The organism is Chryseobacterium jejuense, assembly GCF_017877355.1.
In the GTDB taxonomy this organism is placed as follows: Bacteria; Bacteroidota; Bacteroidia; order Flavobacteriales; family Weeksellaceae; genus Chryseobacterium; species Chryseobacterium jejuense_A.
This window is the reverse complement of record NZ_JAGIPR010000002.1, coordinates 716627-735610: the sequence shown is the minus strand read 5'-3', so window position 1 is coordinate 735610 and position 18984 is coordinate 716627. Positions and strand designations below refer to the sequence as shown.

22 protein-coding genes and 1 tRNA gene are annotated in these 18984 nt (G+C 34.7%); 9 read left to right on the top strand and 14 right to left on the bottom strand.

All coding sequences use genetic code 11. The features are described 5' to 3' along the window. Nucleotides 1-48: 48 nt before the first annotated feature. The 7 genes from J2772_RS07120 to J2772_RS07090 form a co-directional block, all read right to left on the bottom strand. Complete coding sequence (locus tag J2772_RS07120) at nt 49-438, bottom strand: RidA family protein (protein ID WP_209914986.1); 390 nt, start codon at nt 436-438, stop codon at nt 49-51. 98 nt (nt 439-536) lie between these two features. After that, entirely contained in the window at nt 537-1100 is a 564-nt protein-coding gene (locus J2772_RS07115) for a Crp/Fnr family transcriptional regulator (protein ID WP_209914983.1), read from the bottom strand. 147 nt (nt 1101-1247) lie between these two features. Continuing rightward, nucleotides 1248-1970: an SMI1/KNR4 family protein gene (locus J2772_RS07110; RefSeq protein ID WP_209914980.1), complete on the bottom strand. Its 723-nt coding sequence runs from the start codon at nt 1968-1970 to the stop codon at nt 1248-1250. Nucleotides 1971-1991: 21 nt separating this feature from the next. Beyond that, nucleotides 1992-2609, bottom strand: a complete 618-nt coding sequence (locus tag J2772_RS07105; protein WP_245365164.1) for a hypothetical protein — start codon at nt 2607-2609, stop codon at nt 1992-1994. Nucleotides 2610-2663: 54 nt separating this feature from the next. After that, on the bottom strand, nt 2664-3152 hold the full coding sequence (locus tag J2772_RS07100) for an SMI1/KNR4 family protein (RefSeq protein ID WP_209914977.1): 489 nt from the start codon (nt 3150-3152) through the stop codon (nt 2664-2666). A 2-nt stretch (nt 3153-3154) separates the two neighbouring features. Continuing rightward, a complete protein-coding gene (locus tag J2772_RS07095) occupies nt 3155-3694 on the bottom strand; it encodes a hypothetical protein (protein WP_209914974.1) in 540 nt (179 codons plus the stop codon). A gap of 38 nt (nt 3695-3732) precedes the next feature. Continuing rightward, nucleotides 3733-4320, bottom strand: coding sequence for a TlpA family protein disulfide reductase (locus J2772_RS07090; protein ID WP_209914970.1), 588 nt, complete (start codon nt 4318-4320; stop codon nt 3733-3735). 424 nt (nt 4321-4744) lie between these two features. On the opposite strand from J2772_RS07090, the gene J2772_RS07085 reads away from it, so the two are divergent. The 5 genes from J2772_RS07085 to J2772_RS07065 all read left to right on the top strand — a co-directional run bounded on the left by J2772_RS07085 (nt 4745) and on the right by J2772_RS07065 (nt 11177). Then, the gene (locus tag J2772_RS07085; RefSeq protein ID WP_209914967.1) at nt 4745-7078 is read left to right on the top strand and encodes a TonB-dependent receptor; all 2334 of its coding nucleotides are present in this window, start codon (nt 4745-4747) and stop codon (nt 7076-7078) included. A gap of 3 nt (nt 7079-7081) precedes the next feature. Continuing rightward, nucleotides 7082-7885, top strand: a complete 804-nt coding sequence (locus tag J2772_RS07080; RefSeq protein WP_209914962.1) for a DUF4249 domain-containing protein — start codon at nt 7082-7084, stop codon at nt 7883-7885. A gap of 364 nt (nt 7886-8249) precedes the next feature. Further along, nucleotides 8250-8936 (top strand): Crp/Fnr family transcriptional regulator, encoded by a 687-nt coding sequence (locus J2772_RS07075; protein ID WP_209914959.1) that lies wholly within the window; start codon nt 8250-8252, stop codon nt 8934-8936. A gap of 106 nt (nt 8937-9042) precedes the next feature. After that, nucleotides 9043-9441, top strand: a complete 399-nt coding sequence (locus tag J2772_RS07070; RefSeq protein WP_209914955.1) for a VOC family protein — start codon at nt 9043-9045, stop codon at nt 9439-9441. Between the two features lie 140 nt (nt 9442-9581). After that, nucleotides 9582-11177, top strand: a complete 1596-nt coding sequence (locus J2772_RS07065) for a hypothetical protein (protein WP_209914951.1) — start codon at nt 9582-9584, stop codon at nt 11175-11177. 464 nt (nt 11178-11641) lie between these two features. Here the strand turns inward: J2772_RS07065 and J2772_RS07060 are convergent, their stop codons facing one another. The 4 genes from J2772_RS07060 to J2772_RS07045 all read right to left on the bottom strand — a co-directional run bounded on the left by J2772_RS07060 (nt 11642) and on the right by J2772_RS07045 (nt 15607). Next, nucleotides 11642-12289: a response regulator transcription factor gene (locus J2772_RS07060; RefSeq protein ID WP_245365163.1), complete on the bottom strand. Its 648-nt coding sequence runs from the start codon at nt 12287-12289 to the stop codon at nt 11642-11644. A 5-nt stretch (nt 12290-12294) separates the two neighbouring features. Next, the gene (locus J2772_RS07055; RefSeq protein ID WP_245365162.1) at nt 12295-13953 is read right to left on the bottom strand and encodes a sensor histidine kinase; all 1659 of its coding nucleotides are present in this window, start codon (nt 13951-13953) and stop codon (nt 12295-12297) included. A gap of 461 nt (nt 13954-14414) precedes the next feature. Beyond that, on the bottom strand, nt 14415-14753 hold the full coding sequence (locus tag J2772_RS07050; RefSeq protein WP_209914941.1) for a LytR/AlgR family response regulator transcription factor: 339 nt from the start codon (nt 14751-14753) through the stop codon (nt 14415-14417). Nucleotides 14754-15022: 269 nt separating this feature from the next. After that, nucleotides 15023-15607, bottom strand: coding sequence for a hypothetical protein (locus J2772_RS07045; RefSeq protein ID WP_209914937.1), 585 nt, complete (start codon nt 15605-15607; stop codon nt 15023-15025). 305 nt (nt 15608-15912) lie between these two features. Here J2772_RS07045 and J2772_RS07040 point away from each other — a divergent pair. Together J2772_RS07040 and J2772_RS07035 are read left to right on the top strand one after the other, a co-directional pair. Further along, a tRNA-Ser gene (locus J2772_RS07040) sits at nt 15913-15997 on the top strand. Between the two features lie 216 nt (nt 15998-16213). Beyond that, nucleotides 16214-16978, top strand: a complete 765-nt coding sequence (locus J2772_RS07035) for a hypothetical protein (protein ID WP_209914934.1) — start codon at nt 16214-16216, stop codon at nt 16976-16978. Between the two features lie 105 nt (nt 16979-17083). On the opposite strand, the gene J2772_RS07030 is transcribed toward J2772_RS07035, so the two are convergent. From J2772_RS07030 to J2772_RS24280, 3 genes are read right to left on the bottom strand one after another with little or no spacing between them, the layout of a single operon-like run. Beyond that, nucleotides 17084-17290, bottom strand: a complete 207-nt coding sequence (locus tag J2772_RS07030; protein ID WP_209914931.1) for a hypothetical protein — start codon at nt 17288-17290, stop codon at nt 17084-17086. 54 nt (nt 17291-17344) lie between these two features. Then, entirely contained in the window at nt 17345-17653 is a 309-nt protein-coding gene (locus J2772_RS07025) for a hypothetical protein (protein ID WP_209914928.1), read from the bottom strand. Between the two features lie 33 nt (nt 17654-17686). Next, a complete protein-coding gene (locus tag J2772_RS24280) occupies nt 17687-17818 on the bottom strand; it encodes a hypothetical protein (RefSeq protein ID WP_262899060.1) in 132 nt (43 codons plus the stop codon). Nucleotides 17819-18295: 477 nt separating this feature from the next. Here J2772_RS24280 and J2772_RS07020 point away from each other — a divergent pair, with 477 nt between their 5' ends. Both J2772_RS07020 and J2772_RS07015 read left to right on the top strand, forming a co-directional pair. Beyond that, nucleotides 18296-18493 (top strand): hypothetical protein, encoded by a 198-nt coding sequence (locus J2772_RS07020; RefSeq protein ID WP_209914925.1) that lies wholly within the window; start codon nt 18296-18298, stop codon nt 18491-18493. A gap of 152 nt (nt 18494-18645) precedes the next feature. Beyond that, nucleotides 18646-18936: a DUF1272 domain-containing protein gene (locus tag J2772_RS07015; protein WP_209914921.1), complete on the top strand. Its 291-nt coding sequence runs from the start codon at nt 18646-18648 to the stop codon at nt 18934-18936. Nucleotides 18937-18984 lie beyond the last annotated feature (48 nt).

Below are 18984 nucleotides of genomic sequence, written 5' to 3'. Positions count from 1 at the left end.
TTTTTGACTTTTGAAGCAACCTCTTAAGTTTTAAAACGATTCTAAGGATTACTTCACAACTGTAGCTTCCAACTCCACTTTCAGTGTTTCAAATAAGCTATTGACTTCAAGCATGGTAACAGCCTGCTCCATATGATGTGCCACAATCCAGCTCTGAAGAATGGGAAAATGAGGCCATAGCTCCTGTGTTGAAGTGGTGTAGATATTTAATCTTACAATTCCTTTACACTCATACCCTGCGGTTGTAATTACTTCTTCAAGATTGGCGATTGCCTGCTCCAGCTGGCTTTTCATATCCTTATTGCTGGAAGTACCATCCGGATCGATGGCTGCCTGTCCTGAGCAGTATAGAGTAGCTTCCGCATTTTTCACTTCTACAGCCTGTGAGTAGCTGCGTTCTTCCTGCCATTTCCATGGGTTTACGGTTCTTTTTTCCATTGTTGAATTTTGTTTGTTATTACCTTACAAAATTGCAGAATAGACATCGCAAAACTCTGTGATTGGAATCACGATTATCAGGTGACGGAAATCACAGTTTATAGTGGCAAACGGCTCAGCGTTTCTCTGGAAACTCCCAGATAAGCAGCCAGCAATGATTTGGGAACACGCTGTACGAGAGATGGATATTTTTCCAACAGCTGCTCATAACGTTCTTTTATTCCTGTTGTCATGGTAGAAATAATGCGTTGTTGTGCAGAAACAAATCCCATATAGGCTTTTTCCAGAAAGAAATGCTCCATTTTAGGATGAATACTGCATATTTTCCTGTAATCCTCAAGCGTGAGACATAATACTTCTGTATCTTCTACACATTCCAAAGACATGGTTGCTTTTTGGTTCTGATAATAGGCAGAGAAATCGGTTTCCCACCAGTCTTCCATCGCAAATCCTACAATATGCTCCTTTCCTGCTTCATCGGTATAAACTAATTTCAGAAGGCCCTTCAGCACAAAGTAATTGTAAGATGCAAGTTCCCCCTCCTGCACTAGAAACTGATGTTTCTTGTATTTTTTATAAGTAAAACAAGAGGATATAAAATCAAACTCTTCATCACTAAGAGGAAGGATCTTTTCGATATGAGCTCTTAACCTATCCGGCATATTCTATTTCTTAAAGCATAAAAATACTGTTTTTTCATGAAGAAAATCACGGCTGGTATTTATATAAATCGATCATTACCCAATAAAACAGGAAAGCCTGCAGATTAAAACTACAGGTTTTCCTTTTTTATTGCTATAAATACTTTTTTATAATTTTGGAGATTCTGTATAATTAAATCTTCTGTTCAATTGTTCAAAAGAGATCTGCTGGTTTAAGATTTCCTCTACTTCATCAAATGTTACCAATCCTTCTGTTTGAAAGGAACTACCACTGGGAACTGTATAGGTGTATTCAAAAATATCACGTTGATAAATAGTATGGAGAATTTCTGTCTGCTTTGCCGTGAGATAAGGTTCATGTGTTTTCAACTGGTTGAAGAGGTTCTGTTTCAGATCTTCTTCATCCTCTTCATAAAACATAGAATCTTCATCTATTTCTGTTACAGACTCCAAAAGCTGGCGGAAAATGAAATTCTGAAAATTTCCGGCTAATAGCTCAGCTTCCTGATCATCATGAGGTATGAAAGTAATAGGTACTTCCCCGTTCTTCTGCAAATCAAACTGAAAGGCATACAGATCTCCTGCTCCATTCTGTGCAAACGGAATAAATTGATAATCCGGATGAATATTCCTGTAATCTTCCTCGTCCTCCATTTCATCAATAGAGGTTTCAACCAGTTTCTGGTCATTCCAGATTTCAATATCGTATCCAAATAAAAGTAAAGGAGGATTTTCTTTTAACTTCGGAAAAGTGTCACGATACCAGTTTGATCCGGACACTCCCCAATCCAGCATATTATTTTCAGCTAACTGCCTGTAGATTTCAGGATATTGAATGTTATATTTCTGTTCTAATTCTGTTAAATTCATTGGTTTTTTAATAATTTGATTTTAAGTATTACGTTCCATACAGATATAAGAAGAATTATTTTTGTCATAGAATATTTCTACAAACGGCTCATCCTGTAATCCGATCTGAAAAAGAAACTCCAGGTCTTCATTCCACTGCACAGGTGTATCATCCTCCGGCCAGGTCATTGCCCAGCCACCCTGATAAGCAAAGATCCCATCATTAGAATAGATAGGGTGAGAATCCATCCAGATATCCGTATATTCATCTGATGCAAAGGCCAACAGGCTGAACAGGTCATCTTTATCCCCATCATTTTCAGCAATCCATTGCTGGATTTCTTCATCTCCGTAATGCATCAGTGTTTCAAATGGCGGATAAATCTCTATATCTTTTTCCTTTAACGCTGTATATTTATGTAAATCAATTGATTCTAGGTTAACAGGTGAAAAACTGAATTCATCCTGATCTTCAATAAGACCCATCCATTGATCTAAATATTTCACCAGAAAACGAACAGGTTCATCTTCATTGGCATAAGCTGTTTTTTCATCAGACTCATGGGCTGAAACAAATACTTGTGCTTTACGGATCATAGGCTGTGCTTTTTCCTTCAGTTGGTCTACATTCATGGGTAAATAACTTTCTTTTGACTTCAAAAATAGTAGATTTTATAAGGTTCTGCAATCGTAAAGGTTCTGTTTCAGCTCAAGTTAAACAGTAAAAGGATAAACTTTACTTAACCCGGGATGAATGGCATTCAGAGCTTTATAGAATTTTTGTCTGACAGGTTCTGAAACTTCATTGTGTTCATCAAGATACAGATCCAATTGCTGAACAATGAACGCCATCTGCAGCCATTGTTCAAAGCTGATGTTCATGGGTTCTAATTTTTCATCATAATCATGGTCATAAAAGAAAGCATCTCCGTTTCTATCCAGAAACCAACGGTCTCCCTGTCCGTTTCCTGCAAAACACCAATAATCCGGCAGTATAAATTCTTTATTTTCATTCTCCGCTTCTACAGCATTGTATAAAATAGCTTCTGATGAAATCTCTGTTGTTTTTATCAGAGTAACCAGCTTTTTATAACGTTCGGGAAAGGGGAAGTCAATGTTTTTGGGGAAATTCTGTATGTTGCCTTTTTCTTTTAAAACCTCAACCTGTATTTCTTCGATGGGTAATATTTTAAATGAAATCATTGTTAGGCTTTATCATGAGTTTGTTGTTTACACTCAATTTTCAAATTATATTTTTTTACAAGCTCTACAAAAGCCTGGGTAACAAACTTAATGCCTTTATTTTCATCCTGAACGGCATATTTCACATCCGGTAACGAAGTGCCCTCAAAAGTAAAGCCCATTCCTTCAAAGTCTTTTACAATAAGAGCTGTTTTCAGGAACAATGCTGCATACACAGGTACTGGCTGACCTTTCAGCGTACAGGGAATAAATTCAACTTCATCCTGAAGCTCTTTTCTTAAAGCAGAAACGGCCTTCTCTGAAAATAAATCTCCTATACCACCAGTATAGCAGGTATATAGATCATAATCCTTTAAAAAATCATCAAGATTCAGAGAATACTCTTTGCTAAATTCTTCTTTAATAGGAATGATATTGTTTCGGATTGGGATTTCCCGGCATTCGGGAAGCTGAAATTTATCAAAAATACTTCCTTGTTTATCGATCACAGAGAAATAATACTCTTCTTTCGGGTGAAAGGAAAATAAGGTATACAAATTCATATTTCCGGTTACTCTAAGTGTTTATGTATTGTTACTGTTTATTTCAGTAATGAATCAATTTGCTGGTAAAAAGAATCTTTGCTGTAATCTGCAACTCCGGTATGATGAAGACGGATTTTTCCTTTTTTATCCAGTACAACGGTAGTTGGCAATGAGCCGTTATAAAGTTCTCCAGGGATATTCCCCGCAGGTGTTATAAAAGGGACTGTAAATCCTTTTTCCTTTAAATAGGCTTTCCCCAGAGCAGGATTATCATCAAGATTTACCGTAAGGAATACTATATCAGCGTTAGTTTTGTATTTGTTGTACAGTTTTTCAACTGACGGAAACTCAGCCCGACAGGGAGGACACCATGATGCCCAGAAGTTGATAAAAACAACTTTATTTTTCAGATGAGAGGAATCAATAAGGATTCCGTCTTCACTCTTCAGCATCAGACCTGTATAAGCGGCTATACTTCCTGATTTTTCCGATGATTCGGAAATGCTGGAGTTGAGAATTCCTGTGGAAGCAACCTGTCTCATCAGCCATGCTTTAGCATCCGGATTAACCAATATGACAACGAATAAAACCGTCAATAGTATAGTGGAAAGATTACTCTTCACCCACTTTTTAAGATTTCCCATATTCTTCTAATCATTCTTCTCAGGCAAGATAAGTTTAATATTTGGATTGAGGAATCTTAAAAAAGGAAAAATATTTTCCAACTGATCTATCATTTTAGCCTGTCAAGATTAAAATATTAAACAATTTTTCCCGTTGTATGATTAAGAAAATTAATACCAATAAATAAGACAATAAATTCATACACTTATATTTTTAATTAATTAAAAATACAATAACTTTAAAATGAATACATTTACCACAGCTTTTTCCATAATCTTTCACATTCAAATTTCCGAAAATTTTGATTAACAATAAGAAAAGTGTTATTTTTTGGATAATATCAAGATTTTGAATGTAACTAATTTCCCATTCATTCAACTAATCATCAGGAAACAATAAACTCCAGCTCAATATAGAAGAGATCTACTACTTTAAAAAAAACTAATGCAAACATCTTTTTTCAAAATTACCGCAGCCACTGCTGCGCTCTGTTTCAGCACTTTGGTGATGGCTCAACAGCAAGCCCGCTCCATAAGCGGAACAGTAAAGGATAAAAAAAACGGCGAATTGCTGATTGGTGTAACAGTAAAAGTGAGCGATGATCCTTCGATTAACGTTGTAGCCAATGAATATGGTTTTTATTCACTGTCACTGCCGGAAGGAAATCATACCATCGTTATTTCTTATCCGGGTTACAAAGATTTTGAGCAACAAATCAACGTTGAACAGAACATGAAACTGGATCTTTTTCTTAACCAGGAAGAGCAAAAATCCAATACGATAGATGAGGTGGTTGTATCCGGAGTTAAAAAGGATAAGAATCTTTCAAGCGCCCAGATGGGAACTGAAACATTAAGCATCAAAAATATAGAGAAGCTTCCTGTATTATTTGGTGAAAAGGACGTTATGAAAACCATACAGCTTTTGCCGGGTATTAAAAGTAATGGTGAAGGAAGCAGCGGATTCAGTGTAAGAGGTGGTGCTACAGATCAAAACCTGATCTTACTGGATGAGGCTCCGGTTTATAATGCTTCGCATTTGCTTGGTTTTTTCAGCACGTTCAACAGTGATGCTTTGAAGGATGCCAGTATTATCAAAGGAAACAGTCCTGCTCAATATGGAGGCCGTCTTTCTTCTGTGATGGATGTGAAAATGAAGGATGGAAACAACAAAGGCTATAACATCAACGGTGGAATCGGGCTGATCAGCAGCAGACTGAGTGTAGAAGGTCCCCTTCAGAAGGAAAAGTCTTCATTTATTGTATCCGGAAGAAGAACCTATGCCGATTTATTCCTTAAGTCTTCTAAAGATTATAAAGACAACAAGTTATATTTTTATGATCTTAACCTGAAGGCTAATTATCAGATTAATGAAAATAACCGTATTTATATTTCGGGATATTTCGGAAGAGATGTATTAGGACTGGGTGATACATTCAATACCGATTGGGGAAATACTACAGCCACATTACGATGGAACAGTATTATCAACAGTAAATTATTTTCCAATACTTCCTTTATCTACAGTAATTATGATTATAAAATCGGATTGAAAAATAATGAAAGTGAGTTCAACTTAAACTCGAAGATACAGGACTGGAATCTTAAGCAGGACTTTACCTGGTTTGCAGGAAACAAACATTCTGTACGTTTCGGGCTGCAGTCTATTTATCATACCCTGACTCCAAGCAGTGCTTCAGGAACGATTGTCAATTCTTTCCCTAGGAATTCAAGATATTCATGGGAAAATGCACTGTATATTAATGATGATTTTAAAGCCACAGAAAAATTAACCATTAATTATGGACTAAGACTTTCCCTATTCAGTGTATTGGGTGGAGATACTTTCAACACTTATGAAAATGGGGTGCTTACAGGAAGTCAGTATTTAGAAAAAGGAAAATTCGGAAAAACATATACCAACCTTGAACCGCGTATTACAGCGAATTATCGTATTAATGAGGTGAGCAGCGTGAAGGGAGGTTATTCCAGAAATACTCAGAACCTTCACCTTTTGAGCAACAGCAGCAGTGGAAATCCTACAGACCAGTGGATTGGAAGCAGCTATTCTGTAAAACCTGAAATTGCAGATCAGATCAGTATGGGGTACAGCAGAAACTTCAATAACAATAATTATGAATTGAATGCTGAAATCTATTACAAATCTATGCAGAATCAGATTGATTTTAAAAATGGAGCTCAGATTGGCTTCAGTACTGCAGCAGATGTAGAAAGTGAATTGCTGTTTGGAAAAGGAAGAGCTTACGGACTGGAACTTATCGCTAAAAAGAAAAGCGGAAAGCTTACAGGATGGATCTCCTATACGCTATCCAAAACAGAAAGAAAGATTGACGGAATTAATGATAACCAATGGTACAATGCCAGAATGGACAAAACCCACGACCTTTCTGTGGTAGCTACTTATCAGCTCAACCCAAGATGGACGCTATCCGGGTTATTCCTTTATAGTACAGGAAATGCGGTAACCTTCCCTATCGGAAAATATGAACTGAACGGGCAGACCATATTCCAATACAACAGCAGAAATGCAGACAGAATGCCTGCTTATCACAGAATGGATATTAGCGCCACCTACGAACCGGAATCGAATAAGCGTTTCCGCGGATCATGGACATTCGGAATTTACAATCTGTATGGCCGTGAAAATGCCTACACCATTACTTTTGAAGATAATCCGAATAATCCTGGAACAACCCGCGCCATGCAGACTTCCCTATTCCGTTGGGTACCTAACATCACTTACAATTTCAAATTTTAAATCATGAAAAAAGCATTCTTTATCATATTATCCGCCTTTACATTAATTTCTTGTGAAAAAGAGATTGACCTGGATCTGGCTGACCAAAGTGGAAACATTGTCATTGAAGGCAACATTACTGATGTTGCAGGATCATATACGGTAAAAATCACTAAATCTGTTGGTTTTTCTCAACCTAACCAATATCCGGCTGTTACAGGTGCTGAGGTTATTCTAAGTGATAACACCGGACAAACAGAAACTCTGGAGTATACAGGAGGCGGAGAATATAAAACGAATACCCTTCAGGGAGTACCGGGAAGAACCTATACACTCAAAGTACAGGCGGAAGGAAAACAATACACAGCCCAAAGCACCATGCCCCAAGCTGTGGAACTGGAAGGCCTTGTACAGGATTCTTTTATGTTCGGAGATAAGAAAAGTTATACTCTGTTGCCCGTTTTTACAGATCCAGCAGAATTGGGTAACCGTTATCTTTTCAGCTTTACCATCAATAATCTACCTAAAAAGTACATCAATGTTCTTTCTGACAACTTAAACAACGGACTACCGAATCAATGGACTTTGGGACTTCCTAATGATGACAATAAAGGTAGAGATCATGAAGTGGTAGTTGGTGATGTTATTCATGTTGAAATGCAGTCTATTGACACTAATATATTTACCTATTACAGTGCCCTTCTTAAAATATCGGAAGGGTATGGAGGCAGTGTTACTCCTTCCAACCCACCCAGTAATATCAGTAATGGAGCTTTGGGATATTTCTCCGCACATACTGTAAGATCTCTGGTTACGCAGATTCAATAGGTTTCCTATTATTACAATAACAACGGTTATTCCAATACTTTGGAGTAACCGTTTATTTTTTCTCAAACCTGAAAAATATTTATTAAAAAAACTGGATAAAATAAATAAGTAAAAAAAAATAATTTAGAAATGTCAGCAACCGCTGTGAAAAACATGTCAACTTAAATTTTTATCCAGTGCTCTTTTACCTCTTTATTTATCGGGATTAAGGGATTAGAACCCTTATGCATCTCCATTCAAAATCTATTTCATTACTTTTGTAAAATTAATTCGTTCAGACAGAAAATCTGGTGATTTATATTGGTTTAAAATGTGATTTAAGTTACAAACTGAACGTTTATTCAATAGCCTGCGTAGAAAAATTATGATCTCAAAATTTATTTTCAACAATCAGTATCTTTTTGATGAACTTCCTGAATATGATAAGGATTTGCTTCTAAAAGCCATGAAAACTAAAAACTACCGCAAAAACGAAGCTATATTCACAGATGGTACAAAACCCAATGGCATCTATTATCTGAATGAAGGGAAAATAAAAAAATATAAGGTAGATAATGATGGGCGGGAACAGATCATCTATATCTACAGTTCCGGGGAATTTTTCGGATACTCGGCCATTTTGAGCCAGGAATCTTATGGAGATACCACTTCCACTCTTGAAAATTCTGTCATTTCTTTTATTTCAAAAGACAATTTTCTGGAAATCCTTAATCAGTCTTCTGTTTTCTCGGGTCTTTTGTTAAAATCTTTAAGTCATGAATTCAGTGTGATGGCCAATCTTATTGCCGTTTTATCGCACCGTACCGTAAGAGAAAGAGCTGCACTAAGCTTATTAATCCTTCATGACAAATATAAATCTAATGACTTCCCAGAAGAGGAGGTATTAATTTCTCTATCCCGCGTAGACCTTGCCAATATGGTAGGAACAGCCAGAGAAACGCTAGCCCGTATTCTGAATGATTTCAAGCAGGAAAAGCTCATCAAATCTGAAGGACGAAAAATATGTATTCTTGATTTTAAGCAGCTCATTCACATTGCTAATTTTTACTAAGAGATCACTTTAATTGTTTTAACTTTCCGTTTCAAAACCCTACTGACATCCCGTTGTCATAACCTGCTCTTAATTTTGTATCAAATTATTTTAAATACAGAATTATATGAAATTAGCATCTTTAAGAATCATCACAAAAGATATTAAGCAATCGGTTCAGTTTTATGAAAAAGTAATGGAACTCGCAGTTCAATGGTATACGGAAGACTTCGCTGAACTTAGTACAAATACCATAACTATAGCCATCGGAAGCATGCGTACTATGAAAATGTTTGGTGGTGAGCACCCTACAGAATCAAAAGGACAAAGTACTATCATTATAGAATTTCTGGTTGCTGATGTTGATCGTGAATATGAAAGGATTAAAAATCTGACAGATCATATTATACAGGAACCTACAACAATGCCTTGGGGCAACCGTTCTCTTCTATTTTGTGATCCGGATGGAAATCTGATTAATTTTTTTACTCCGGTAAGCGCTGAAGCCATTCAGAAATTTAAATAAAGAAGGAAGCCGGAAGTAGGAATTCTTATCCAGTAATAGTTTCCAATAATGAGCTTTTACCCTCTTCCGGATTCTTTCTAATTTCATATTTACTTTACAGTTTGTAGTATTTTTCGTAAGTTAGGACTTCAAACCAATCCATGAAATATATTCTTCAGGCCTTTATGGTCCTTTTATTACTGCAATCCTGCCAGTCGGATGAGTTAAAAGTAAGCTTTAAAACAATAGAAATCAATATTCCGGGAACTTTAGGACCGTCTCTAAAGCATAAATCAAAATACTACTGTTATTTTGAAAAAGACAATCCGTTGGGCAAATATACCATTGTAAACTTTTACATTCTGGATGAGAGTGGAAAAGTTAAGGCTACCATTCCGCCGCCCCCTATTCAGTTTTCAGATTACAATCTAACGGTAAGGAATGATACTATTTTCACCACCAATTACAAGAGCTATGCTTCATTTTATCTTGATGAGAAAAAAAAGAAATGGATAAGAGATTTAAGTACATCAAATATTATTTTCAAAGATCAAAATTATACGGTATTCAATCGTAGTTTAGACGACTGCTGCTCTAAAACGTGGTTTAAGGATAATAAGACCGGACAGCAATATGAAGTCTTTACAGAAAATGCGATAGTCAATAAACTTAATAATGTTTATTACCTCAGCACACCTACTATGATTCTCAAAATCCAAGATCCAAAGAAACTGGAGGCCAGTGGAAGGTTTAATGCTGATCACCATCCAACTTCTAAAGATGACCCACAAAAAGGAACCGAAGTTTTATACCAAAATAAATTTTCTGGTATGTTTATGTTTCAATCTTCTCTGGCAACATCTTTTGTAGTGAAGCAAAATCTCTATCACCTGTATTCGGAGGGTGGCTCCACTAAAATAGTTGTTTTAAAAGATGATAATTTGATCAATATTTTTGATATTAAAGATGATATCCGTCCTTACCACCCCCTTTATGAAAAAAATGTCTATTCTCCATATATTGGATATCAAGATGAGTTTGGTTCTTACCGGTCACCTTATACAAAGATGAACTATGTCCCAGGAAATGAATACCAGACTCTTCCGTTTTCTACCAGCGATCCTAACCGATCCGGAATTATTGAAATAGACAAAAACAAACTCAATATAATTACGCTCAAAAATAAATATCAGGAACCCATATTGGGAGAGCCTTACACAAAATCATGGGTTGAAAAGAACTTCATGGATTTTTACACTCATTTTAATACTTTATCTATCCAACAGATTGATCGCATTGAAAAAAAAGAAAATGCATTGAATCTTACTCAATATTCTATATGTGATGATTGTTGTAGTGATTGCTGTAGTACGTCATGTGATGAAATTCCAAGAGTTTATCAGAAAATAGAGCGCAAGTACATCCATTTGATAACCTCCTATTTTTATTCTCCGGAGAATCAATCACTGAAGCTTATTGAATTCCAATGGAAAACTCAATCCAGAGCAACCATTCATAACAAGGATAATTTTGAGGCCTGGCAAAATCTGGATACCCACAAAATCTTTGCCCCTAAATTTGAATGGCTACACGCCTTCTTAAAACAAAAATTGGGAGAACCTGTTTCTGAAAACCCATCCAAAGTTATATGGGAAACAGAAACACAAATGGTTGAATTATCATATAATTATGATAATTATAACCCTAACCGTAATGCTAATACTAAGCTTACGCTATATAAAAAGCAAAAGAATTGATAATGGTTTTAAGTTGAAAACAGATCATATATAATCATAAAAAAAGGAGGCTTTCATTGCCTCCCTTTTCTCTTGTACTGGTAACCACACCTTGGATTTCTTTATAGTAATTTGTGTTTTTTTCTTATCATTTGGTTTTTTCAAGAAATCCACGTTTAAGGTCATTCATACACTTCTATATTAATCTCATCACTTGTATTAATTCCTTTTCATCACTTGTGTTTTGTGTTTTGCATAACTATAGTTTATTATTTTTATAGTTACTTCAATTTACGGGTTCAAATGAAGTGAAAAAACTAAAAAAAGCATTAGCAATTCATTTGGTAAATTTTATACTACAAAGTAACGACATCGCAGGATAATATCATCTATAAACCCCATCGATACATATCAGATGGGGTATAGATATTTATCGATAAAAATAACTGAACCAATAAAGAAGTGCGGAATAGACGTTGGAAGTTCTATATTTTATGATGCGTTTTGATAAGATCAATCAGCTCTACAATATTTTCTATTTTCAGCTTTTCAAAGATATTTTTTTTGATTGTACTTACTGTATTTTGCTTTATATTTAAATTATTCGCAATTTCCAGGTTTCCAAATCCGTCTGCATACAGTTCTGCAATCTGCAGCTCTCTTTTGGTTAAATGGCTCAGTGGGCTTATTACATTCGGGTTGTAAATGAACTGTACTAATAAATTTCTTGTCAGATCTGAAAAATACTCTCCTTTCTGGATAAACTGAGAAACAGCTTCTCTTACCTCTTCCTCTTCGCTTAATTTACTAAGATATCCATTGGCACCAGCTTTTATAAACTTTAGGGCATACAGATCTTCTTCAAGTCCTGTAAAAATAAGGATCTTAATATCTGGGTTTGCCCTTTTCATTTGCGGTAAAATATGCAGACTGTTTCCTTCGGGAAAATGAGCATCAATAATAGCGATTTCAATTCCCTTTGTTTCTATCAGCTCCATGGCCTGCTGTAAAGATGAAGTATGGTATACTTTTGCATTGGGAGCAATATCATTAATAACGATCTCCATTCCCTGCCGTACAATACTGTGATCATCTGCTAAAAGGAATATGGTTTCCTTGTTTTCAATTGGCATTTCCATTATTTATTATTGATATTTAAATTGATTCTGAATGTCACCTGTGTTCCTTTATGTAGTTTACTGGAAACTGAAATTTCACCTTCAAACAATTCTACAATTTCCTTTACAAGATTCAGTCCTAATCCTACTCCAAGATTATCAACCTCATCTGAAACCGTTCCCTGATAATAAGGATCAAAAATCTTTTTCAAATCAGATTCTGAAATTCCTACTCCAGAATCTCCTATTGTTGTAATCAAGGTGATTTTATCATTTCCCAGCGGCTCTGTGGTCATCACAAGATCAATCTTTCCGTTTTCTGTATACTTGTTGGCATTCCCCAGAATATTCATAAAGATCTGGTTAATTCTGATATTGTCCGAAAATACGACAACTCCTTCAGGAATTCTGTCTGTTACAGCAAACTTATTGTTTCGTGTCTCCAAATAAGGGGAAATCACTTTTACAATGGAGCCGATCTCTTCTTTAAGATTAAACACGGATTTTATCAGTTTCTTTTCAGCATCCTGATTCTTTGTATATTCCAGAATCTGGTTAGATTGCAGAAGAAGCGTACTGTTTGTAAACTTAATCGACTTCAGATAATCTTTAATCGTTTCATCCCCTGTTGATCTGTAAATCTTATCAATAAAGATATTAATGATCTTCAACGGCGATCTTAAATCGTGGCTCAACATCCCCAATATTCTGTTCTTGAAATTCAGGTTGTTCTTAATTTCTTTATTGGCTGCATCAAGTTTTCTTTCGTAGACGAAGGCTACTCTTGTAAAGTACATAATAAGAATGGATACAATGAACATTAAGACCATCAGCCCAAGTACAAGATATCTTCTGATTTTATTATTGTCAGAACTTTGTTTGGTATATTCTTTTTCAAGTTCAGATTTGAAATCTTTAATGGCATTTTCATATACATCAATCAATCCGTTACTATACACTAACAGCTTACTGAAATTGCTGTAAAACTGAATATTCTCACGCTGATTTTTAATTGCATATTGCTGTGCTTTCTTTACTTCTGTAGCATAATGCTTATCCATGGACTTTAAAGCCTTATCCATTTCAGTTTTTACATTGGAAATGTCTATGGTTTTATTATTCGTTAAAGTAATTACAGTACTTTCTTTCTGAACGTTCACCTTTCCTGTTATAGCATCCTTCAAACGCCCCATAAAACCTTTTTTCTTAATAGTATCAGCGTAGGTACGGGTTTGTACATTCAAGTTCTCAAAGTCATTCTTATACTTTGCAGGCTCATACTTCTGATCCTCAATCTTTGCAGGAAGCTTCAAAGAGGTTTCGTATACAGAATCTATAAGGGTTTTCAGTTTGGTTACCTTCATGGTATCCATTTTCTTCTGAGCCAGAGTATTTTTCAGCCTTGGGCTTGTATTTTCATACTCCCCGATCTTATCAAAATTCTTTTTAAGTTTTCTTAATGACTCAAAATAAAGTTGCAGGTCCTTATTATCCTGGCTCACCATATATCTTTGAAGATGCTCCTGCGCATCCATGAAATCCTTCCTTGAATTATCCGTCAGTCCTCCCAATGCCCTACTATCCTCCAACTGCCTTTTGATAAACTGCAGCTTTTTCTCATTCACAAACTCATTGTAAAAAAATACACCTATAATCACCTGTATCAACAAGATACACATAATCAACGAGTAATGAACAACCTTCCTTAATTTAAAATTTAAGAATTTATATTTCATATCTACTGCCACGTAAATTAATCTTCTGTTTTCTCAAGTCCCTTTTATTAGTCTTAAACAATATAATATTATTAATAAAAATTCAATAATTTCATATATTATTCAATTGACAAAGTTAAATTAATTTTTGTCTACTTAATAATATAAAATTTCTGATAAAAAGAAACAAATTCAGATCTAATTTACATCAAAAAGCCTATAAAACCTAGGCTTTTCATTAATGTAAATCTATTTTTTTAGAATAGATGTAAAAAAAATTCGCTCTAAATATTTTAAGATATGTTTTTATAGGGATTGGGACGCACAAATATCGGACAGGAATATTTATAATTAATGCTTTATTAAGTGCTTAGATTAATCTTCAATCCACTTACAAAAAGCAATAGTACTCCCCTTACTTGTAATCAGGTGATTTTTTTATACTCTTTCACCTGAATAGCCCGTGTATATTTATTATACTGTTCTATTCTTTCAACATGTTGTTTATGTGCAAGCTCCCTGCGGTTAATTCTAAAAAATCCTGAAGGATTGAGTAACTTTTCTATATCCTTTAATGTAGATTCGTTGAGTAAATGCTTCTTACCAGATATTTCGACTGCGAAGACAATACCTTCATCGGTCTCAAAGAAGGCAATATCTCCTGTATTCAGGAAGTAAATACCCTGATAAGTATTTACCGTAAAGCGTTTTTTATAATTTCCCCCCGATTGATTATTGCTCAATAGCTGTTGAAGTTTCGCCAATACCTCATGCTCTTCAGAATCCGTTTTTTTTAACCATAAGAATTTATCTCATGCTTTTTTGAAATGATCCTGAGTAAAGGGTTTTAAGAGATATTCAAAACAATGAACCAAGGAAATAAAGAGATGAATAAGGGAATTCAGGGAATAAATAACTAAAATTAAAGGCTGAAACTTATTTTTAGGTATAATTACTATAGTGATTATTCTACAATTAAAAAAGCTCTGATTTATTTTCATAAATCAGAGCCTATATTTTGTTGTAAGTAATTTTATAAACTAACGTTATCTAAAAGACTTTTCAGTTCTTCAAGGGAGATATTATTTCCTGAAGCGACTACTCCATATCTGTTTCCTTCCAGATATTGGATACTTGTCATTTTATCGTTTTCATACATACTATGATCAAAGTAAACCAACCAGCCTTTATAATTTTTAATATTGGTTTTATCACCAGGTTCCTCCATTGCTTTCAGCTCCAAATAACTTAAAAGACTTCCTTTCACCTGCTCAGCTCCCACTCCGGCGCCATCAGTTACCATTAAATAGACATTCTGAGATCCTTTTGCATAATTCGCTGTAGCATAAGACCCTGTTTCTTTATCTTCAAAAGCCGTAACTTCTGTAAGTTTAAAACCGTTAATCTCTTTTTTAAATTTGCTTTTAAAATCATTGGTATTAATAGGCTTCAACTTTTTCAGTTCTTTAGCCAGATTCTCAACTTTTACGGAATCAGAATCATTCTGTACATGTTCTATAGTGCTTGCAAAAGGCTGATTCGCAAAAACAACATTAGACCCCAAAGTGAATGTTAAAGCCATACTTAAAATACCCGCTCCCAGATAAGATAATTTCATAAATAATTAATTTTTTAAGTCTGACAGGCATTGCAAAAAATGCACCAAATAAAAAATTTGAGAACAATTTCTCTTTCTTGCTTCTTTTACGCTAGAAAAAGGCAAAAGCTTTTCACTCAAAAACTCGATGAACACAACTAAATAGAGAGAAATCTCCATCACTTTGCAAGGATCAATAAAAATAATCAATCTGATTTTTAGCCGATTATTGAGTTTTGTTTAAATTTATGCGGGAAAAGTTTTGCATAAACTAAAAATCGTTCTATATTTGCACCACTGAAAACAACGATACAGTCGGAGTTTAAGGAGAGTTGGCAGAGTGGTCGATTGCGGCAGTCTTGAAAACTGTTGACTGTAACAGGTCCGGGGGTTCGAATCCCTCACTCTCCGCTAAGAGAGCCTTTTTATAAAGGCTCTTTTTTTGTGCATAAACAATACCTTCTCTCCTATTTGAAAATAAATGTTAGTTAGCCATTAAATTTAAATAGGCTCTTAATAATCTCAATTGATATTACGTTTTTTTTGTATACTTGCAAGTCTTTAGATAGAAAATGATTCTAAATACATAAATTAATAGTCAAATTTAACATCTCAAATTAAAAAGTAATGAAAAAAAAATTTATTACCTTATCTTCAGTCCTATGTTTTGGTTTGTTTTTTTCACAGATAGGTATTAATACTCCAAATCCTCAACAAATATTTCACGTAGACGGGGCAAAAGATAATCCATTAGTAGGGGTGCCCTCTTTAGCACAAACTGAAAATGATATGGTTATTGATGTTGCTGGAAATATAGGATTAGGAACTCTGTCTCCTACATCGAAATTAGAAATAAACTCAGGAAATGCGGATGTATCAGGACTTAAATTCACAAATCTTACTTCTACATCTCCTGTATCAAGTGGAGCTACCTTAGGGGTAGATGATTCTGGGAATATAGTTACTGTTCAAGGCTCCTCATTTACACCCGCTTTTGGAAGAGAGTTATTGGTTGGTGCAAACATAAACATTACAGCTGGCACAACTAATTACAATGTATTCAGCTTTACTTTGCCAACAAGTGGTACATACCTTATAACTTATAGTTTACGAGCACAGGTGATTAATACATCAGGGGAAACAGGTCAAGGGTTTGCAACAGGATTTCTCAGTACTGCTCCTTCTGCAGGAAATGCAGTACCTAATACCGAAATTTTACTTTATGCAGTTAGTGCCGCTCAGGACGGAGGAACGGGAACAGGAACTTTAGTAATAACGATTGCAAACCCTACTACATATTATGTGGGAGTTCGCAGTTCTCTTAGAGATACTCAAATAATTAATAATATAAATGGGAGGTCTTCTGTTAGTTATGTTAAAATAACTCCATAGTATTTTAAATTTTATTCAATTATTTTTCATTCATGGCTGGTTTTAGTTTCTAAGACTAAGAGTCTGTTTAGGCACATTCGTAAAATATAGAGAAGTGAAGATTTTCTAAGCATAAAAAGATAAGGAGCCGAGCAATTTTGTTTTAAAATTGCTCGGTTCATATTTTCTGGGTATTACAAGGATGGCTCTGGAAAATGTTCCTTTATCAAAGTTGGTATTGTACTCATTTTCCATAGCTTCCATGATTGTTGTATCTTGAAAATCAGGATTAATAATGTGGTTGTCTTTTAAGAATCTGTGTATTCTTATCACTGAGAATTTTTGATCGACCAGTAGATTATGATTTCATCAATAAACTTTTAAGCTTTAAAAAATCAAGAAAATTTCTGAGCTGTTTTCTCCAATCATAATATCAGACAACCGGATCTCTCTTTTTACCTTGCTATCCAATACAAAGTACAGAAATAGCGTAGCTTCAGTACCACTCAAGAAATTCTCCTGAAGCTTCATTAAATTGCTTGAACTTAATTGTCTGGATGATTCTTTTCTGTGCTGATGTAAACAGTATTTAATTTTCTCGTCAAAATTATGACTTCTGGATGTATCAATTTCTTTAAAGTGGAAGCTGAAAAAGTTATCCAGCTTTTCATAATCAATAAGAAACTCATGTTTCATTTTTTCCGTTAGAATCAATTGGCTGGCTTTATACTAGGCTTTTTCAATCCTGTTCGACAACATTTTCTGAATCCTTTCACCCCTGATCCAATAATAAATCATCATAGGAAAACCTGCAAATTCTTCCCAAAAATTCCAACGTCCGTAAACTTTCTTTTGATCCATTCTCTAAAATAATATTTTTTGAGCTATCATCAAAGCTTACGGATTATTTAAATACCTCATTCATATAATTAATCTTATCCTCTTCACTCGGACGGTAATAATTATTGAACACCTCTAAGCTGGTATGACCTGTATAACTCATAATGATTTTATCAGGGACTTTATTATTTTTCATTTAACCATAAAACGATATATTTTCACTTACACAAACACATGTAAAACATTGATAAATATAACACTTACACAAAATGAGTTATGGTGATTTTAACAAGATTCATTTCCCTCACTCTCCGCTAAGAGAGCCTTTTTATAAGGGCTCTTTTTTTGGCATAAACAATCCCTTCTCTCCTATTTGAAAATGATTACTTGAAAAACTTCACTCATGATAAGTACTCTATACATACCATTTTCAAAATTATCTCTCATCAATCTTTAACTACAACTCATCTATTATTCTGCGTTCAAACGAAAATCCTTATGCCCCCCTCACCTCTTGCTTTAAAAGCTATTTCAACCGATATTAAATTAACCAATAGATATAATTGGAATATTGCACCAGAATTAGTCTCCGAACTGGCAAAGAAAAATAATGTAGACGAAAATAATATATTGATTGGAGCAGGTTCCACGAAAATTTTGGATTTGGTTGCCAAATATATTACAGCATTTAAATAAAGAGTTTTGGCTAGGATTATTTTGGAATAAACTTAGATATACAACTCATAAGAATCCAGCAAAATAAACAAACCCAATAATCATAAAAATACCTCTATCTCTCCTAAATTTAAGCTAACTTCGTATTTCAAATAATCAGAACCATTTAATACATGTTAGAGATCAGAACCAGCTGCGAAAATTGTAAGAAACCTTTACCCTATGATTCTCCTGAAGCCATGATATGTACATTTGAATGTACCTTTTGTAAAGATTGTGTTGACAATATTTTTAAAAATGTGTGCCCAAACTGTGGTGGTGGATTGGAAAAGCGTCCGATCAGGCCCAAAAGCCTTCTTGCAAAATATCCCGTAAGCACTGAAGTGGTATATAAACCGATTAACGAAACTGAGTTCAGAATGAAACAAGAGAGATTAATAGATATTCCTCTAGGTGAACGATAAAACCCAATAACCGCGGATCGGATTCCACTTTTATGTCAAACTAATACA

What these genes read in the sequence shown, in the direction of transcription:
- J2772_RS07120 (WP_209914986.1), bottom strand. Translation starts at nt 438, where the DNA reads ATGGAAAAAAGAACCGTAAACCCATGGAAATGGCAGGAAGAACGCAGC.
- J2772_RS07115 (WP_209914983.1), bottom strand. Translation starts at nt 1,100, where the DNA reads ATGCCGGATAGGTTAAGAGCTCATATCGAAAAGATCCTTCCTCTTAGT.
- J2772_RS07110 (WP_209914980.1), bottom strand. Translation starts at nt 1,970, where the DNA reads ATGAATTTAACAGAATTAGAACAGAAATATAACATTCAATATCCTGAA.
- J2772_RS07100 (WP_209914977.1), bottom strand. Translation starts at nt 3,152, where the DNA reads ATGATTTCATTTAAAATATTACCCATCGAAGAAATACAGGTTGAGGTT.
- J2772_RS07095 (WP_209914974.1), bottom strand. Translation starts at nt 3,694, where the DNA reads ATGAATTTGTATACCTTATTTTCCTTTCACCCGAAAGAAGAGTATTAT.
- J2772_RS07090 (WP_209914970.1), bottom strand. Translation starts at nt 4,320, where the DNA reads ATGGGAAATCTTAAAAAGTGGGTGAAGAGTAATCTTTCCACTATACTA.
- J2772_RS07085 (WP_209914967.1), top strand. Translation starts at nt 4,745, where the DNA reads ATGCAAACATCTTTTTTCAAAATTACCGCAGCCACTGCTGCGCTCTGT.
- J2772_RS07080 (WP_209914962.1), top strand. Translation starts at nt 7,082, where the DNA reads ATGAAAAAAGCATTCTTTATCATATTATCCGCCTTTACATTAATTTCT.
- J2772_RS07075 (WP_209914959.1), top strand. Translation starts at nt 8,250, where the DNA reads ATGATCTCAAAATTTATTTTCAACAATCAGTATCTTTTTGATGAACTT.
- J2772_RS07070 (WP_209914955.1), top strand. Translation starts at nt 9,043, where the DNA reads ATGAAATTAGCATCTTTAAGAATCATCACAAAAGATATTAAGCAATCG.
- J2772_RS07065 (WP_209914951.1), top strand. Translation starts at nt 9,582, where the DNA reads ATGAAATATATTCTTCAGGCCTTTATGGTCCTTTTATTACTGCAATCC.
- J2772_RS07060 (WP_245365163.1), bottom strand. Translation starts at nt 12,289, where the DNA reads ATGCCAATTGAAAACAAGGAAACCATATTCCTTTTAGCAGATGATCAC.
- J2772_RS07055 (WP_245365162.1), bottom strand. Translation starts at nt 13,953, where the DNA reads ATGTGTATCTTGTTGATACAGGTGATTATAGGTGTATTTTTTTACAAT.
- J2772_RS07045 (WP_209914937.1), bottom strand. Translation starts at nt 15,607, where the DNA reads ATGAAATTATCTTATCTGGGAGCGGGTATTTTAAGTATGGCTTTAACA.
- J2772_RS07035 (WP_209914934.1), top strand. Translation starts at nt 16,214, where the DNA reads ATGAAAAAAAAATTTATTACCTTATCTTCAGTCCTATGTTTTGGTTTG.
- J2772_RS07025 (WP_209914928.1), bottom strand. Translation starts at nt 17,653, where the DNA reads ATGAAACATGAGTTTCTTATTGATTATGAAAAGCTGGATAACTTTTTC.
- J2772_RS24280 (WP_262899060.1), bottom strand. Translation starts at nt 17,818, where the DNA reads ATGGATCAAAAGAAAGTTTACGGACGTTGGAATTTTTGGGAAGAATTT.
- J2772_RS07020 (WP_209914925.1), top strand. Translation starts at nt 18,296, where the DNA reads ATGCCCCCCTCACCTCTTGCTTTAAAAGCTATTTCAACCGATATTAAA.
- J2772_RS07015 (WP_209914921.1), top strand. Translation starts at nt 18,646, where the DNA reads ATGTTAGAGATCAGAACCAGCTGCGAAAATTGTAAGAAACCTTTACCC.